A 17001-nucleotide genomic window follows, 5' to 3' on the forward strand; every position below is an offset into this window, starting at 1 on the left:
GGCCGTTATCCAGCACCCTCTCCTAGCAGGGTTTTTACAACGCTTTCAACCGCAGCAGCGGCGCGACGGGGCGCCAGAAGCCCGGTACGTACGACGTTCGCGCGGAATTCGCGTCGCACAAGCTCCAACGCGTCTGTGCAATTGGCCAGCCGAACAGCCGTCTGGATGTACTCCTCCGTGGTGTCGCAGATCAAATCCTCCATGCCGAGAAACCGGTTCATGCTGACGCTGAGCCTGCCAAGCGCAGTCGCGCCCATACGCGACAATACCGGCAGTCCTGCCGATGCGCATCCCAGCGCAGTTGCGCCCGCCTGATATCTGAAGGCGTCCAGCATCAGGTCACAACTAGCCGCTCGATCCGCCTGATCCTGCCATGACACTTCGTCGACCAGCATCAACCTGCGCGGATCGCCACCGAGTTCGGACCACTTCCGCACAAATCCCGCACGCGCGGCGGGATTCAGATATATCAGCAGGTGAAGATCGGTGGCACGGCTCGTTATTTCCGCCCATGCCGCAACCAGCTCGACATCCAGCTTGTAGGCATTGTTGAAGCTGGCGAACACGGGGACACCCTCGGGAATACCGAAATCGCTCCTTCTGGGCTGGCCCTTTGGTGCCCGCCCCGAGGGCAGCATGAAGCCCGGCATTCGCAACACGCGATCGTCGTATGCCCAGTCGGCGTGCTCGGGCTGCACGTGCTCATCCATCAGGATGCCGTCCAGCCAAGGAGCCTGCTGCCCATGAATGAATCCAAGCCATCCGATCTGAACGGGTGCAGGACGCCGCGCGAGAATGCCGGGGCGCGACCCTGCAGTGAAGCCGGTAAGATCGAACAGCACGTCAATCCTATCGTCCGCAACAAGCCTTGCGACCGCATCATCTGCGATATCGCCGCACTCATGGTGGACGTCAAATTCACCGCGCAGACTCACGCCAAGACGCGAGCGGGAAGCGCGCAGCGAATACCCGAAGACCAGGAATGCCGCACGGTCATGGGCAGCAAAAAACCCATCCAGCAAAGTGCCAACGGCATGCTCGCAGAAGTCCGCGGATAGGTAGCCGATGCGAATCCGCCCTGCCGGGCGCGCGTGGACATCACTGCTGTCCGCAAGCCCGTTTGCCTGCTGTTGCACACGAGCAACGTAGCGATCAAGGATCGCCATCCGCGCCGATTGTGAGAGCTGAAGGTAGGAGATAGGAAAGACTTCCGGGACATCGTCGGGCTCACGTTCCTCGAGCCGAAGTGTCGCCTCAAGCAATCCTAAGACTTGTGCTTCTTGCTCGAATTCGCACAGCAGCGAACACACTTGCGCCAGCCGGAGCAGAGAATCACTGCGGCCAGGACGCAGTTGACACATCTGGATGTAGCCGGCTCGTGCGGCCACCAAATCACCTGCGCGCTCTGCACAGATTGCTACGTTCATGACCTCGGTCGGCTGCGCCCGCATCGCATTGCGGTACGCGTGAGCCGCCTCCACCCAGCGTTCCTGCAGTTGCAGCGCTTCGCCGAGATAGTGCGATGCCTCCGCGAACGCGGGCGCCAACTGCAAACAGCGACGTAGCGACTGTTCGCCGTCACGCACGGCACCTGTTCCAACTTGCAAAGACCCCAGCACCAGCCACGCGTGTGGGTCATCCGGCGCCAGATTTGCCGCCTGTGCCGCAGCTTCACGGGCCGGTAGGAGGTCGCCGATCGCGCGCAGGCAGAGCGCTAACGCCATCGCACTGTCAGCGCGCGCAGGAGAATCACTCAGCACCGACTCAAACAGAACAGCGGCGTCACTTTCGCGACCAAGCTGCATCAGCGCTACTGCGTAATCGTGCTTCAGCTGTACATCGTCCGGCTGCTGCAATGCGGCGCGGGCATACCACTCCACTGCTTCGACGAGGCGCCCCCCAAGGTGCAGTTGACGGGCGCACGCCGCGTCATCCATTGGTCGCAACCAGCGTCCATCCCATTTTCACATCGCCTTCCTGACGAAGCGAACCGCAAGCCACCCCGTACCCAAGCGCCCCAAACCGTGCAGCAATCTCGAGCAAGGCAGCCTCGTCAAGGAGCGCGGCACGCATTTGCCGCAGGCGCTCGCGCTCATCTACAAGGGAGTCTACTGCGTCATCCAGCGCGGACAGGGCCCCGCGCGGATCCTGAACCCCCTGCCGGACAATACCGACAAGTCGCTGCGCAAATGTTCTGAGCACCTCAGGGCAATCCTTTGCAGCAACCCGGTCCATTACCTCAGCGGCAGACATGTTGAAGCTGCTACGAATTGCCTCGGCACTCGAGTCATTGGCGAGCTGTCGCCTTTGCTCCGGATATGGAGTGGTCAGGAAGAGTTCCAGCAGTTTACGGGTCCGCTCCACTGTCGGGGTGTTGGATAGAAGGTAGTCGCAGCCTTCCAGTTGCTTGAGTGATACCCGGGCAATCACCGAGTCATCGCTGTGAAGGATCATCGCGATCCGCCCATGAGCCTTCAATATCCGGTGCATCTCGGCGATTGAGGCGGGGATTGAGGTGTACTCGAAAACGTACTGACAACAGACCAGATCGACGCTTCCATTCTTGAACGGCGTCTTGTCGATCGATGTCCGGGGATGGAATTCGATGCCCCGGTAGAATCCCGACCCACCAGTCCTGCTCGCAACTGGTGAAATATCCGCCACGTCTATGCCGTGGATGTCGAATTCCACAGCGCGCTCGCGCGCATGATCACGAGCCAACACTGCAACTGCGCCGTTCCCGGTGCCAACATCTAGCACACAGGCGCCGTCGGCAAGCGTCAGGAACTGTTCCGTCCAGAACCGGTGTATTTCACCGTCATAATTTCCGGTGATGGCGGTTGCGCACGAGTGGAGTACACCGGCTCGCCAGAGCCTGGACCATGGCGCCGCGGTGAAACCTTCAGACGAGGACGGCATCAGGAGATCTTTAGATTCGTTGGATGATGATCGGGAGCAGCGGTGTCTGGAAGCCTCCGACTGCGCACGCCAACCGCGCAAGTTTTACGGGCGACGACGATGCGTGGACAGTCTATCGTATGCAAATTCTCAGTGGGAATGATAGGAAAAATCGGCGCATTCCGGCGTGTGGCGCAATTGCCGCGGAGCAGCTGGTACGGCGTCTGAAGATTCCTGCTTGGCGGATCCCGTAACGTCGCGCGCTCCACTGGGGTTGTAAACGCGCGCCGAGCCGTTCAGCTCCGCGCTAGAGTCACATAGTTGGACACAGAAGATCGGGAACCAGCTGGCATTGAGGTGGCTAACTTTGCCCTGAGATGGGCTGGGGTGATGTTGAACATAGGGTGCATATTAATTGCGGGATTGCGCAGCTACTCGTGGATATACAAACAGAGTACCGGTGGCTAATGCGTCCCTCACGGGAAAAAAAACGGCCCGCGCTAAGCGGGCCGTTTTGCTGTTACATGAAACTATGAATCAATCAGAAATTCTGAGTGTAGTTCATGTACATCATGCGGCCGTAGATGTTGTAAAGACCGTTGTCGTAGTACGGGAATCCGTACAGATTGTCATTGTACGGTGGCTGCTTATTGGCTAGGTTACGCGCACCCAGCGCAACACGGGCGTTCCAAGGCAGGTTGACGCCAGCCTGAAGGTCGTAAGTGACCCACGATGGCAGGCTCTCGTCCGGCGCATCGTTGGAGCTGCTCCCGATGTAGTTCGTGATCAGCGTTACGTCGAAGTCACCTCGGGACCAACCCAGAGCGAGCGAAGCGCGGTCCTCAGGGTAACCGGCAGTGCCAGCGTACTCAATCGTTCCGCCAACGATTGGAGTGAAGTCGTACTCCAGCGTGTGCGACCAGGTCAACTTGCCGTTGAAGCTACCAGCCGCACCGGTGTCTACGCGGTAGTTGGCTTCAAAGTCCACGCCACGGACGGTCTGCACCGCGCCGTTATCAACCGGAAGCATGATCTGGTTCGGTATACCCGGGAGAACTGCACCGTTCGGCGCGATAATCGGGTTGCCGCGAATAACGCCGTAACCCGGCACGCCATTGTCGCCGTTGCGGAATGCCACGCCGCGCGGGACAGTCGAGATCACGTTCTCGAGTTCGACGTCGTAGTAATCCAGCGCGACGGAGACGTTTGCGTTCGGACTCCAAACCGCACCCAAGCCCCAGTTGGTGGACTCTTCTGGAATCAGATTCTCGTTGGACGAGACAATCCACACATACTGATCAGTACTGGCGCAGGGGTTGACCGGATAAGGCTGGTAAGCCGGATTGCCTATAGCAGTCTGGGCCGCTTGCAGCGCGGCACATGCCAACTCATCACCACCCGGATGGGGCGGATTGGCGGTGCTGACCGGAGGACTGTTGAGATTGGTGGCCGAACTTGCGCCATACAGGTCAGCCAAGGTTGGCGCACGGAAGCCTTCGCCCCACGATCCGCGGAACAGCAGGGAATCGATCGGACGGAACTCCATCGACACGCGCGGCGAGAACTTGCTGCCAACGTCGTTGTAGCTGTCATAACGACCAGCCAATGTGAAGTCCAGCGTATCCAACACCGGAATCAGGGCCTCAAAGTAGCCCGCGTAGTAAGCGCGCTCACCGTTGGCACCCGCGCCTGCCGACCCAAACACGTTGCCGGCCGCGCTCTGCGCGTCATATACGACATCGAGGCGGTCATCGCGGTATTCGAAGCCGGTCACGACGCTGACCGCCCCGGCCGGCATGTCGAACAGGTCGAATCCGATGTGGCCGTCAGCACCGAAGGAGCGGTTGGCGGTCTCGACCAGCACGGTGTGGCCGACCATCGGACCCGCTGCTGCGACGCTCGGGTGGGTCGGATCAAACGGGTTGTACTGGCCGGCGTCAATCAGCGCCTGCAGCGTGCTGCCGATGCCGTAGTTGTAATTGACGCTGCTGAGGGCGGACTTGCCGTGGGTGACCGCGAGCTCCCAATCGGCGCCGCCGAAGAGGTCGTTCATGCCCTTAAGGCCCAGGGTGTACTCGCGATGGGTGTCGCGACGAACCGAATCGCGGGTGCCCAGCGGGGTAAAGCGGTAATACAACGTCCCATCGACCCCAAATGGGTTGAAGGGGTTGCTGGCCGCAATGGTTGGCAGCACGCCCGGGCCGCGACCGGCATTGTCGACCGGCGCCGAAGCGTAGACGCCCAGGCTTTCGGTGTTCGAGTTCAGGCCACGAAAAAACGCCGACGTATTGTCAGTGAGATCAAAGTTGCCGTTGATCAGGAGCGCGTCACGCGACAGCGAGGACTCGTTGGCCGAGGTAGCGCCGTGATCGAAGCCGCAACGTGTGGGCGAGATGCGGTAGCTGTTCTCGAACGTATCGCAGTTCGGCGCGCTGACAAGACCGCCCGGCCCTGCGAAGGTGGCCGAAGAGTTGTAAGTGCTCAGGCCGAATGCGTAGCCCGCGTCCGCGAGCTGGCCCCGGATGTCACGGTTGTACATCATGTCGCGCTCTTGGTGGTCAAGAACGAACGTGACGTTGCCACGATCCGAGCTCACGCCACCGGAGACACTGAAAGTGTTGCCGTTTGGACCCGGGCCCGACGACGTCTCGTAGCCGGCAGCCACGGTCAGACCTTCATAGTCCTTGCGCAGGATGATGTTCACCACGCCACCGATAGCGTCGGAACCGTAGATGGCGCCAGCGCCTTCGCGAAGGATCTCGATCCGCTCAACCGCGGAGGTCGGGATCATATTGATATTGGCCGCGCCACCGTCCAAGGAGCCGGAGGCGGTCATGCGACGTCCGTCCAGCAACACCAAGGTGTACGCGGAACCGAGGCCGCGCAGACTGATGGTGGAGAACGAGCCGGTTGCGGAGCCGGACGATTCCCGGGTGGAACCGAAAGAGTTGTACACGTTGTTTCGCAGGAAGTCGGAGACCGACAACTCACCGGCTGCCTCAATGTCCTGGCGGCTAATGGTAGTGATCGGAGCTGCTGTCTCCATGTCCACGCGTTTGATACGCGAACCGGTGACTTCAATGCGGTCGAGGGTGGTGGCCTGGGAAGCGGGAGCTTCCTGTGCGCCGGCAATAGCCGGCACAAGTGCCACGGCGACGGCGGCCGGCAGCATGCCGAGACGCAGCGCAGGGCGCAAATTGCGGTAGTTCATCGGGGTCTATCTCCAATAACGTTATGGGCGTGTTAAACGCACCGAACACGCTACGACTCAACCGACATTCATGCTTTGCTTAGTTCATCCTGTAACTTTGCCGATCCTGCCCTCCCGGAGATTGCAGCGGCTTTCCGGTAGTTGGTGGCCGAGGTCTTGTAGCGCGCCCGGAAGGCACGGGCAAAGCTGCAGCAGTTGTCGAAGCCGGAGGCGGCAGCGACCTCGCCGACCATCATCTGGCTGTTGCGGAGCAGCTCCGCCGCCTGCTCAAGCCGCATCCGGGCGGAGGCCGATTGCGGGCTCTCCCCATACAGTCCGTGGAAGGTCTTGGAGAAGTACCAGCTGGAGAAGCTGGTCAGCTCGGCCAGTTCGCTGATCCGCACCACGCGGTCGCGATTGCCATACAGGTACATGTGCGCGCGCTGCAGGCGACCAAATACCTGGCGCTTGCGACGGCGTGAACGGCCCGGGCACAAGGGGATGTTCGCGCTCATCTCGCTCTGCATGGACGCCAGCTTCAACAGCAGCGGCCGCAGGGTTCCGACCGTCGCCGCGGCGTCGATCGCCGGTGCCGCCAACAGACGACGGGCGGCGGAACGCCACAGGTCGAGGAACATGCGCACCTCGTCGAGCCGGAGGTGTCCGCGTCCTGGATAGAGACCAGGCTCGGCAAGCTCGCCGGCTGCCTGCACCATCTCGGCACCCAGGCCGATCCCGACGCAGAGCCCATGGCGGTCTGACTGGATGTTGGGTCGGGAGTCACGTTCGAAGGCGATCCAGTCGCCGCGGCGCAGGCGGAACTTGCCTTCCCGCGCTTCAACCCATGACGTCCCGCGCACTTGGACCCAGACGGAAAAAACCGTCGGTGGTAGCTGCAGGCTGCCCAGACGGGACACAGCCATGCAGCGGACCTGCGCCTCGTTATCAGAGGGTTCTACCTGCAACTGCTGACCGCGATCAGCCCACACCAGACTTTCCATCTTGAACTCCTGGACAACGTGCCTGACAAGGCCGGCATATTTGCCTGATCAGCCCGGAGAGTCCCGTGGGTTTGCAAAAATTTGCACGAAATCGTGCCGAATCAGCTGCCGACAAAGTTCCGAAAGCAATTTACCATTGAATTTCAATGGCTTGCTGAACGACGGGCATACTTTCTACTCCGTCGGACTCAGCGTGGCAAAACCGATATCGCCCCCGTCGTACTCGGCCAGGGTGATGAACAGCTGCGCGGTGCGCGGGTTGAACGTAAAGGCGCGGGTCGCGGCCCTACGGTCGGCGTCGAGGCAGACCTGCTGCCCCTCGCCATTGCGGACGTTTACCATCAACGCGGGGCAGTCGGGTGTACGCCGGACCAGGTACGTTCCGCCATCGCTGGCCGCGGCCCAGGCGTGGTGCCAGCGTGAAAGGCCCTCCGGCAACTCCAGAGGCCGGATGCTTTCCGGTTCCAAGTCCACATCCATCTGCCATAGGCCCGGATCGCCGAGTCGGGAGAAAATGACGCGGTTGCGTGGTCCATCCACCTGCACCCGGGTCACGTCATCCATGGTCGTGAGCGGCTCGCCGGGCCGGTCCGTGTCAGCAAACAGGCTAAGGCGCAACCGGCCATCACCGCGGTCGGCCAATACCAGCAACCGCTGATCCGGACCGTCAGGGCCCGGGGCGAATGCCGCCTGGACGGGTTTGCTGACCGGCAAGCGCAAGCGGGTGATGCGACCACTGTCGGCGAGCACCGCGAACACGCCGGATGCATCCGATTCGGGCGATGCCCCGCGCCGGCTGCCGACCAGCACGATCCGCTTGCTGTCGCTGGACCATGACGCGGGCTGACGCGAGTCGGGCTGTATGCCTTCCAGCATCCGGAGCGAGCCGGGATCGTCCACATCGCCCCACCACAGTCCGAAGGGGCCGGCGCGATCGGAGGCGAACACCAGTTGGCGACCATCAGGCGCGATGGACGGCACGCGGTCGCGGCCGGACGACGCGAACAGGCGCCCGCCGATTTGCTCACCGCTACCGCTGAAGCGATAGATACCAAATCGGGGGTGCCGCAGAACGTAGGCGATGGACGCGACGTCGCGAGCGACGGCGGGCTGCTCGCCATCCTCCACGCCCAGCTCGACGTGATTCCCACTGGCAATGTCAAAGCGGAAAAGATGACTGACGCCTTCGGTGCGGCGGGCATACACCAATCCGCTGCTGTCGGGGAGCCAGTCCCAACCGAGGAATTCGGCGCCCATCCGGGTCAGGCGTTCGGCGCTGCCTCCGGCGGCCGGTATGCGCCAGAAGTCGGCCAGTGGCGAGTTGCGCAGGAATACGATCCACTGGCCATCCGGCGAGTAGCGCGGGGACGAGTCAAGACGATCGGGGTTGGCATCGTATTCAATCGGACGGAGTTCGCCGCTTGCAAGATCAAGCACCTGCAATCCCGGGCCGTCGCCACCGTCCAGGATGAAACCGTCGCCTCCGGGCGTCCAGCTGAAATTCGGCTGCTTGTCGGGATCGCAGGCGGCGACAGTGCGCTCTCCGCGTCCTGTCGCGCGCACCACCATCAATCGGCAGTCCTGGCCCGGCGTGACCCGCAGGAAGGCGATGTCGCGCGCGTCGGGCGACCACTGGGGGGAGGAGTCCTCGGCCATGCCTTCGGGAAAGGTCAACTGGCGCGGCGCGACCGGAGCGGTTGTCTGCATCATTATTGAAATGTTGCGCTGGCCTTGCGGAATGGCCATGTAGGCCACCAGCCCGCCGCCGGGACTGAGCGTGGGCGCCAGCTCGAATCCGGGTGCGGAGGTGATCAGGTACGGCTCGATCCGCTCGGTGGTCGCCGGCCGCGCATCTGCCGATGCGTCCTCGCTCAATGCATTTGACGACCGGCTGACCAGCCACCAGACAGCGATAATGGCAAATCCGAGCACCAGCAGCGCCGCTGCGAGGATCGACCAAACGCGCCATCGGGAGCCACCGTGCCGCGTGTTTGCAACATCCAACGTATCTTGCGGCGCGCTTGAGGGTCGCTGGGGCGCGGCTGTAGCGATCGGAGCCGGCGGAACCGTCGCGGCGACGCCGGGTGGCTCATCGGCAACGACGCCCGGCTCCGGCGCAACAGGCGGTTCGAGCACCGCTTCGGCGCCAGCCACGTCGCTCGCTGCGGGGGCGGACGTCGGCGGGGCGGGACTCTCGACGCTGGCGAGCAGCCGATAGCCGCCCTTGGCGATCGTTTCGATGTATCGGGGATCACCACGCACCTCCTGGAAGGCCTTGCGCAGCTGGGTCACCGCCTGGGTCAGCACGTCATCACTGGGGAGGGTGTCGGGCCAGACCTGCTCCAGAAGTGCCTCGCGGCTGACTACGCGGTCCGCGCTGTCCACCAATACCAGCAGGACGGCCATCGCCTTGGGCGTGACCCGGAACGGGCGGCGGGCACCGGGAGCGTGGATTTCGCGCGACAACACGTCGACCGTGCATTGACCAATGCGCAGTCTTTCAGGCGAGGGGGACGCGTCAGGCGGCAACATGAATACGCACGATTATCCGGGTGCGAAGCCATTTCGCCATATGCCCAAAGTCCACTACCGGCAGGGTCGGCAAATCTCTGGACTTCATCCAGCAAACGATAGCACCGCTGCGCACCGCCGTGACGCTTAGCTGCAGATGCCGGACAACCGCTCTGCGCGGCTGCCCTGCCCTGCGGTCACACCTTGGAGTAGATCTCCGCGCCGGCCGCGCGGAACTCGGCCGCCTTCTCCGCCATGCCTTCGGCAATCGCCTGGCTGTCCATCGGTACGCCGGTGTCCTCGTCGGGGACCGAAGCCTTGCCACCGAATTCGTTGCGCACGTCCTGGGTGATCTTCATCGAGCAGAAGCTCGGGCCGCACATGGAACAGAAGTGCGCGGACTTGTGGGCATCCTTGGGCAGGGTCTCGTCGTGGTACTCGGTCGCGCGCTCCGGATCCAGGCCCAGATTGAACTGGTCCTGCCAGCGGAACTCGAACCGCGCCTTGGACAGGGCGTTGTCACGCGCCTGAGCACCCGGATGGCCCTTGGCCAGGTCCGCGGCGTGGGCGGCGATCTTGTAGGCCATCAGGCCCTCGCGCACATCCTGCTTGTTGGGCAGGCCCAGGTGCTCCTTCGGCGTGACATAGCAGAGCATCGCGCAGCCGTACCAGCCGATCATGGCCGCCCCGATGGCCGAAGTAATGTGGTCGTAGCCGGGCGCAATGTCAGTGGTCAGCGGGCCCAGCGTATAGAACGGCGCCTCGCCGCAGGACTCCAGCTGCTTGTCCATGTTTTCCTTGATCAGGTGCATCGGCACGTGGCCGGGCCCCTCGACCATGGTCTGCACATCGTGCTTCCAGGCGATCTGCGTCAGCTCGCCAAGGGTCTCCAGCTCGGCAAACTGAGCGGCGTCGTTGGCATCGGCGATCGAGCCGGGCCGCAGGCCATCGCCCAGGCTGAAGGCGACGTCGTACGCCTTCATGATCTCGCAGATGTCCTCGAAGTGCTCGTAGAGGAAGCTCTCCTTGTGGTGGGCCAGGCACCACTTGGCCATGATCGAACCGCCGCGGGAGACGATGCCGGTGACGCGTTTCGCGGTCAGCGGCACGTAGCGCAGCAATACGCCGGCGTGGATGGTGAAGTAGTCCACGCCCTGCTCTGCCTGCTCGATCAGGGTGTCGCGGAAGATCTCCCAGGTCAGCTCCTCGGCGCGGCCGTCGACCTTCTCCAGTGCCTGGTAGATCGGCACCGTCCCGATCGGCACCGGTGAGTTGCGGATGATCCACTCGCGGGTCTCGTGGATGTGCTTGCCGGTGGACAGGTCCATGACATTGTCGGCGCCCCACCGGATCGCCCACACCAGCTTCTCGACTTCTTCGGCGATGCCCGAGGACACCGCCGAATTGCCGATGTTGGCGTTGACCTTGGTCAGGAAGTTGCGGCCGATGATCATCGGCTCGCTTTCGGGATGGTTGATGTTGCACGGGATGATGGCGCGACCGCGGGCCACCTCGTCGCGCACAAACTCCGGGGTGATCCGCTTCTGGATGTTGGCGCCGAAGCTGTGCCCGGGGTGCTGGTCAAGCAGGTGCGCCTCGGTGATCGCGTCCATGCGCTGGTTTTCGCGGATCGCGATGTATTCCATCTCCGGGGTGACGATACCGCGGCGCGCGTAGTGCATCTGGGTGACGTTGGCCCCGGCAACCGCGCGGCGTGGCTGTGGACGGTTGCCGAAGCGCACCGCGTCCAGACGCGTATCACCTGCACGCACGCGGCCGAAGCTGGAACTGAGCCCGGCCAGCACTTCGGTATCGCCGCGTTCGGCAATCCAGGGGGCTCTCAGCGGCGCGAGGCCCGCCGACAGGTCGATGCGCGCGTCGGGATCGGTGTAGGGGCCCGAGGTGTCGTAGATCGCCAGCGGCGCATTGTCCTCACCGCCGAAAACGGTCGGCGTGCGGTCCAGTACGACCTCGCGCATCGCGACGCGAAGGTCGGGGCGGGAACCGGGAAGATGGACCTTGCGCGATCCCGGCATGGGCCGGACCACGTCCGAGGACAGTCTGTCTGTCTCTTTGACCAGGGCACTGGTGGGCAGCGGGTCGGCCAGCTGGGAGGCCGGCGCGCCGGCGGGGTTGGGGGACATTGCAGTCATCGTGATTCTTCCGCTGAATGTGGCAGGCCGCACGGGGCGGGCTGATGCGAAGGGTTCGCAGGCACACGAAGCGGAGGCGCACGGACCCGAGGCGTCCGGCAAAGCTCCCTACGGCGGTATCAACCGCGTCAGGTTCGAAGGGTGTTTCTCAACCGCGCAGTGGATCTGGCGCGCGGTACCCCCGCTTGTGGCCGCATTGGAACATGGACGGCCGCCAGCGACCAGAGTTGCCTCAAGATTTGGCGCAGTCCGGACGACGGAAGCTGTCCGGACAAAGTCGCCGGAGATGCTGTTTGCCTTGCGTATCGGGGGTCAGGGAAATTGCGCCGATAAAATAGTTGACAGCGGCGCCACCGCATGATTAGGTCGACTCATGACGCAGCGCAGCATCCATCCCGCCGGAACCATGACGGCCCCGCCTCCGGCACCGCCCCATGCGGTCGACCGCGGCAGCGCCGCGCTGACCACCGGCCTCCTCATTCTCGTAACCCTCCTTATTACCGTCCTTACAGGCGCGGGGTTCGGGTACGTGTAGACCACACAAACCCAGTAACAGGAACCGGACCCCGCGCCCCAAAAGGCGCGGGGTTTTTCGTTTCAGGCATCGCGATTCCCTCCATCCACCCAGCCGGAACCGCCGGCAGCGAAAGGAAACCCAACGTGAGAAGCAACGCCATCAAGTCAGGCCCCGCCCATGCCCCGGCCCGCGCCATGCTGCGCGCCACCGGCATGGACGATGCGGCGATCGCCAAGCCGCTGGTTGCGATCGTGCACACGTGGACGGATGTCTCGCCGTGCAACATCAACCTGCGCGATCTGGCCCGGCACGCGGCGGACGGCGTGCGCGAAGGTGGCGGCACGCCGGTGGAGTTCAACACCATCGCGGTCACCGACGGCATCGCGATGGGTAGCGACGGCATGCGTGCCTCGCTGGCCTCGCGCGAGACGATCGCCGATTCGATCGAGCTGGCGGTGATGGGCCATTGCCTGGACGCGATGGTGCTGCTGGTCGGTTGCGACAAGACGATCCCGGCAGCGGCGATGGCGGCCGCGCGACTGGATATCCCCACCGTGATCCTCTACGGCGGCACGATCATGCCGGGCAAGTGCCCGACCGGGGAGAAGTCGCTGACGGTGCAGGACGTGTTCGAAGCGGTCGGCGCGCACGCGGCCGGCCACATCAACGACGCCGAGCTGGCGGATGTCGAGCGCCACGCCTGCCCCGGCGCTGGCGCCTGCGGCGGCCAGTTCACCGCCAACACGATGGCCATGGTCCTGACCTTCCTGGGCCTGTCGCCGCTGCAGCTCAACGACATCCCCGCCACGCATGACGACAAGCCTGGCGCGGCGCATGCCTGCGGCCGGATGGTGATGGAGCAGCTGGGCCGGGGTGGACCGCTGCCGCGGCAGTTGCTGAGCCCGGTCTCGCTGCGCAACGCCGCCCGCGCGGTGTCGGCCACGGCCGGCTCGACCAATTGTGCGATGCACCTGTTGGCGATCGCGCACGAGGCCGGCGTGGCCTTCGACCTGGAGGAGTTCCAGCAGGCGTCGGCGGTCCCGGTCATCGCCGATCTCAAGCCGGGTGGACGCTATACCGCCGCGGAGCTGTTCACCTTCGGCGGCGTGGCGCTGGTCGCCGACGAGCTGCGCGCCGCAGGCCTGATCGACGACATGCCCACGGTCACTGGCCGCAGCCTGTTCGAGGAGCTGGACGCGTTGCCCGCGGCCGGCCAGCAGGATGCGGTGCGGCCGGTATCCGATCCGATCAAGCCGACCGGCGGATTCTCGATCCTGTACGGCGACCTCGCCCCGGAAGGCTGCATCGTCAAGTTGGCCGGCCACGGCCAGAACCATTTTGAAGGCCCGGCGCGGGTGTTCAACTCCGAGGAAAGCTGCTTCGCGGCAGTGCAGGAGCGCACGGTCAAGGCCGGCGACGTGGTGGTGATCCGATTCGAAGGACCCGCCGGCGGCCCCGGCATGCGCGAGATGCTGGCGGTCACCGCAGCACTGGTCGGCCAGGGCCTGAGCGATGACGTCGCCCTGATCACCGACGGCCGTTTCAGCGGCGCCACCCGCGGTTTCATGGTCGGGCACGTGTCGCCGGAAGCCGCCCACGGCGGCCCGATTGCGAAGATCCGCGACGGCGACGTGATCCGCATCGACGTCGCCACCCGACGCATCGACGTCGATGCCGACCTCGCCTCGCGGACGCCTGCCCGGATCGCACCGCGCGTCACCACCGGCGTGCTGGCGAAGTACGCGCAGCTGGTCAGCTCGGCCTCGCTGGGCGCGGTCACCGCACCCGGCCCACTGAGCGGCCGCGGCATTCCGGCAACCCTCGTCACCGGCGATTCGGCCGGGGAACCCGAAGCCACTCTCGCCACGACCTGAATCCCGGCGCGAACCCGATCAACCTCTCCCCCTTCCTTCCATCTTCAACCCACTCCACAGGAATCATCCCCATGAGCAACACCGACACCACCGCCCATCGTCCTCGCGTCGCCGTCATCGGTTACGGCAGCCAGGGCCGCGCCCACGCACTGAACCTGCGCGACTCGGGCTTTGACGTCACCATCGGCCTGCGCCCGGGTGGCCCGACCTCGATCAAGGCGATGGCCGACGGCTTCAGCGTGAGCACGCCGGCCGAGGCGGTTGCCGGCGCCGAGATCGTCGCGGTGCTGACCCCGGACATGGTCCAGGCCGACCTCTACACCCAGGTGATCGAGCCCAACATCACCCAGGGCGCGTGCCTGCTGTTCGCCCACGGCTTCAACGTCCATTACGGCCAGGTCACCCCGCGCGCGGATCTGGACGTCGTGCTGGTCGCGCCCAAGGGGCCGGGCGCACTGGTACGGCGCGAGTTCGAGATCGGCCGCGGCGTGCCGGCGGTGTATGCCGTGCATCAGGACGCCAGCGGCAATGCCGAGAAGCTCGCGCTGACCTATTGCGCCGGCATCGGCGGGGCGCGCCAGAACGCGATCAAGACCACCTTCAAGGAAGAGACCGAAACCGACCTGTTCGGCGAGCAGGCGGTCCTGTGCGGCGGCGCGACCAAGCTGGTCCAGGCCGGTTTCGAGACTTTGGTCGAGGCCGGTTACCAGCCCGAAGTTGCCTACTACGAGTGTCTGCACGAGCTGAAGCTGATCGTCGACCTGTTCTACGAGGGTGGCGTCACCCGCATGCACGAGTTCATCAGCGAGACCGCGCAGTACGGCGCGCTGACCCGCGGCTCCTACGTGGTTGACGACAACACGCGCGCACAGATGCGCAAGGTGCTGACCGAAATCCAGGACGGCACGTTCGCGCGCCAGTGGATCGCCGAGTACAAGTCGGGCAACGCCAACTACCAGGCGTTGAAGCAGGCCGACCTGGATCACCCGATCGAGGTGACCGGCCGCAAGCTGCGCGCGGCGATGCCGTGGTTGGGCGATGCGCCGCAGGCCGATGCCGCTGCGTCGGCAAACGCTCCCAAGGCGGTGGGCGAGCGCGCCGAGCCGGCCTCGGCATGAACGGCGCGCGCTGGCTGGTGGAGGCACTGTCCGCGGAAGGCGTGGACACGCTGTTCGGCTACCCGGGTGGCGCGATCATGCCGTTCTACGATGCGTTGTACGGCTGCCCGCTGAAGCACGTCCTGGTCCGCCACGAGCAGGGCGCGGCATTCGCGGCAAATGGGTACGCCCGCGCCAGCGGCCGGGTCGGAGTGTGCATCGCCACCTCCGGTCCCGGGGCGACCAACCTGGTGACCGGGATCGCCGATGCGATGCTCGATTCGGTGCCGATGGTGGTGATCACCGGCCAGGTGGCCACCACGTTGATGGGCACCGACGCGTTCCAGGAAGTCGACGTGTTCGGCATGACCCTGCCAGTGGTGAAGCACAGCTTCATCCCGCGCAGCGTCGACCAGCTGCCCGAGGTGGTGCGCGAAGCGTTCCGGCTGGCCCGCAGCGGCCGGCCGGGACCGGTGCTGATCGACCTGCCCAAGGATGTGCAGCTGGCGGGGGCGGCGCATTTGCCGGCCCACGTACCCGCTCCGGTGGACCCCAACCCGCCGGCAACCAACGTCGACCTGGTGACGGCGCTGGAGCTGCTGTCCAAGGCTCGCCGTCCGGTCATCTATGGTGGCGGTGGCATCGCCCTGGGCGACGCGGTGGCCGAGTTCCGCACCTTCGTGGAATCCGTGCAGGTGCCCACGGTGCTGACCCTGCGCGGTCTGGGTGCCCTGCCTGACGCGCATCCGCTGAATCTCGGCATGCTCGGCATGCACGGCACGCGGGCGGCCAACATGGCCGTGCAGGAGGCCGACCTGCTGGTGGTGGTCGGCGCCCGCTTCGATGACCGCGCCACCGGACGCCTGGACCAGTTCGCGCCGATCGCGAAGGTCATCCACCTGGACGTGGACCCGGCCGAGTTCAACAAGCTGCGTCACTGCGATGCGGTGTTGCACGGCGAGCTGCAGCACAGCCTCAACCAGTTGGCCACCGCGATGCCGGAATGCTCGGCGTGGCGGACCACCTGCCAGTCGCGAAAACGCCAGTATGCGGCGCGCTACGACGCCCCCACCGCCACCGTCTACGCCCCGGCACTGCTGCGGCGGCTGTCGGAGCTCGCGCCGGCGGCCGTGGTCAGTTGCGATGTCGGCCAGCACCAGATGTGGGTCGCCCAGCACTGGGGATTCAACGATCCACGCAAGCACCTGACCAGCGGTGGACTGGGCGCGATGGGCTTCGGCCTGCCGGCGGCGATCGGTGCGCAGATGGCCGACCCGCAGGCGCAGGTGTTCTGCGTCAGCGGCGATGGGTCCTTCCTGATGAACGTGCAGGAGCTGGCGACCATCGTGCGCTATCGGCTGCCGGTGAAGATCGTGCTGCTGGACAACCAGCGCCTGGGCATGGTCCGGCAGTGGCAGGAGCTGTTCTTCGAGCACCGTTATTCGGAAACCGACCTGTCGGACAACCCCGACTTCGTCGCGGTCGCCGCAGCGTTCGGGATCCAGGCCTTCGCGCTGGACCGCGCGGACGACTGCGAAGCCGCCCTGCAGCGTTTGATCGCTGCGCCTGGACCGGCGCTGCTGCACGTCTCCATCGACGCCCACGCCAACGTCTGGCCGCTGGTGCCGCCCAACCACAACAACGCACAGATGCTCCACGAATCCGCGACTCCGGGTGCGACCTCGCCCGCGACCGTCGCCACTCCACCCGCAGCCGCCCCGGCGCCCGTACCCCAACCCCCCTCATCCCACCCGGAGAAC

General features: G+C 64.7%; 8 protein-coding genes, 1 pseudogene and 1 riboswitch. Of the genes and pseudogenes, 3 read left to right on the forward strand and 6 right to left on the reverse strand.

Going from position 1 to position 17001, the window contains the following annotated elements; genetic code table 11:
* Positions 1–5 precede the first annotated feature (5 nt).
* The 6 genes from KZ491_RS09180 to thiC form a co-directional block, all read right to left on the reverse strand.
* Positions 6–1937, reverse strand: a complete 1932-nt coding sequence (locus KZ491_RS09180) for an O-linked N-acetylglucosamine transferase, SPINDLY family protein (protein ID WP_222565593.1) — start codon at positions 1935–1937, stop codon at positions 6–8.
* Positions 1930–2919, reverse strand: a complete 990-nt coding sequence (locus tag KZ491_RS09185; protein WP_222565594.1) for a class I SAM-dependent methyltransferase — start codon at positions 2917–2919, stop codon at positions 1930–1932. The genes KZ491_RS09180 and KZ491_RS09185 overlap by 8 nt, the downstream gene beginning before the upstream one ends.
* A 520-nt stretch (positions 2920–3439) precedes the next feature.
* Positions 3440–6109, reverse strand: coding sequence for a TonB-dependent receptor plug domain-containing protein (locus KZ491_RS09190; protein ID WP_222565595.1), 2670 nt, complete (start codon positions 6107–6109; stop codon positions 3440–3442).
* A 68-nt stretch (positions 6110–6177) separates the two neighbouring features.
* Positions 6178–7089 (reverse strand): helix-turn-helix domain-containing protein, encoded by a 912-nt coding sequence (locus tag KZ491_RS09195; protein ID WP_222565596.1) that lies wholly within the window; start codon positions 7087–7089, stop codon positions 6178–6180.
* 174 nt (positions 7090–7263) lie between these two features.
* A complete protein-coding gene (locus tag KZ491_RS09200) occupies positions 7264–9621 on the reverse strand; it encodes a winged helix-turn-helix domain-containing protein (protein WP_222565597.1) in 2358 nt (785 codons plus the stop codon).
* Positions 9622–9797: 176 nt separating this feature from the next.
* Positions 9798–11753: a phosphomethylpyrimidine synthase ThiC gene (thiC, locus tag KZ491_RS09205; protein ID WP_425493134.1), complete on the reverse strand. Its 1956-nt coding sequence runs from the start codon at positions 11751–11753 to the stop codon at positions 9798–9800.
* A gap of 88 nt (positions 11754–11841) precedes the next feature.
* Positions 11842–11946, reverse strand: a riboswitch (TPP riboswitch).
* A gap of 467 nt (positions 11947–12413) precedes the next feature.
* On the opposite strand from thiC, the gene ilvD reads away from it, so the two are divergent.
* The 3 genes and pseudogenes from ilvD to ilvG form a co-directional block, all read left to right on the forward strand.
* Complete coding sequence (gene ilvD, locus KZ491_RS09210) at positions 12414–14144, forward strand: dihydroxy-acid dehydratase (RefSeq protein WP_222565598.1); 1731 nt, start codon at positions 12414–12416, stop codon at positions 14142–14144.
* 71 nt (positions 14145–14215) lie between these two features.
* Entirely contained in the window at positions 14216–15262 is a 1047-nt protein-coding gene (gene ilvC / locus KZ491_RS09215) for a ketol-acid reductoisomerase (RefSeq protein WP_222565599.1), read from the forward strand.
* Positions 15259–16953, forward strand: a pseudogene (gene ilvG / locus KZ491_RS09220) (acetolactate synthase 2 catalytic subunit); the annotation flags it as partial. The gene ilvC and the pseudogene ilvG, both read left to right, overlap by 4 nt.
* Positions 16954–17001: the final 48 nt, after the last annotated feature.

The sequence above is a fragment of the Novilysobacter antarcticus genome (genome assembly GCF_019802285.1).
In the GTDB taxonomy this organism is placed as follows: domain Bacteria; phylum Pseudomonadota; class Gammaproteobacteria; order Xanthomonadales; family Xanthomonadaceae; genus Novilysobacter; species Novilysobacter antarcticus.

What these genes read in the sequence shown, in the direction of transcription:
- KZ491_RS09180 (WP_222565593.1), bottom strand. Translation starts at nt 1,937, where the DNA reads ATGGATGACGCGGCGTGCGCCCGTCAACTGCACCTTGGGGGGCGCCTC.
- KZ491_RS09185 (WP_222565594.1), bottom strand. Translation starts at nt 2,919, where the DNA reads ATGCCGTCCTCGTCTGAAGGTTTCACCGCGGCGCCATGGTCCAGGCTC.
- KZ491_RS09190 (WP_222565595.1), bottom strand. Translation starts at nt 6,109, where the DNA reads ATGAACTACCGCAATTTGCGCCCTGCGCTGCGTCTCGGCATGCTGCCG.
- KZ491_RS09195 (WP_222565596.1), bottom strand. Translation starts at nt 7,089, where the DNA reads ATGGAAAGTCTGGTGTGGGCTGATCGCGGTCAGCAGTTGCAGGTAGAA.
- KZ491_RS09200 (WP_222565597.1), bottom strand. Translation starts at nt 9,621, where the DNA reads ATGTTGCCGCCTGACGCGTCCCCCTCGCCTGAAAGACTGCGCATTGGT.
- thiC (WP_425493134.1), bottom strand. Translation starts at nt 11,753, where the DNA reads ATGACTGCAATGTCCCCCAACCCCGCCGGCGCGCCGGCCTCCCAGCTG.
- ilvC (WP_222565599.1), top strand. Translation starts at nt 14,216, where the DNA reads ATGAGCAACACCGACACCACCGCCCATCGTCCTCGCGTCGCCGTCATC.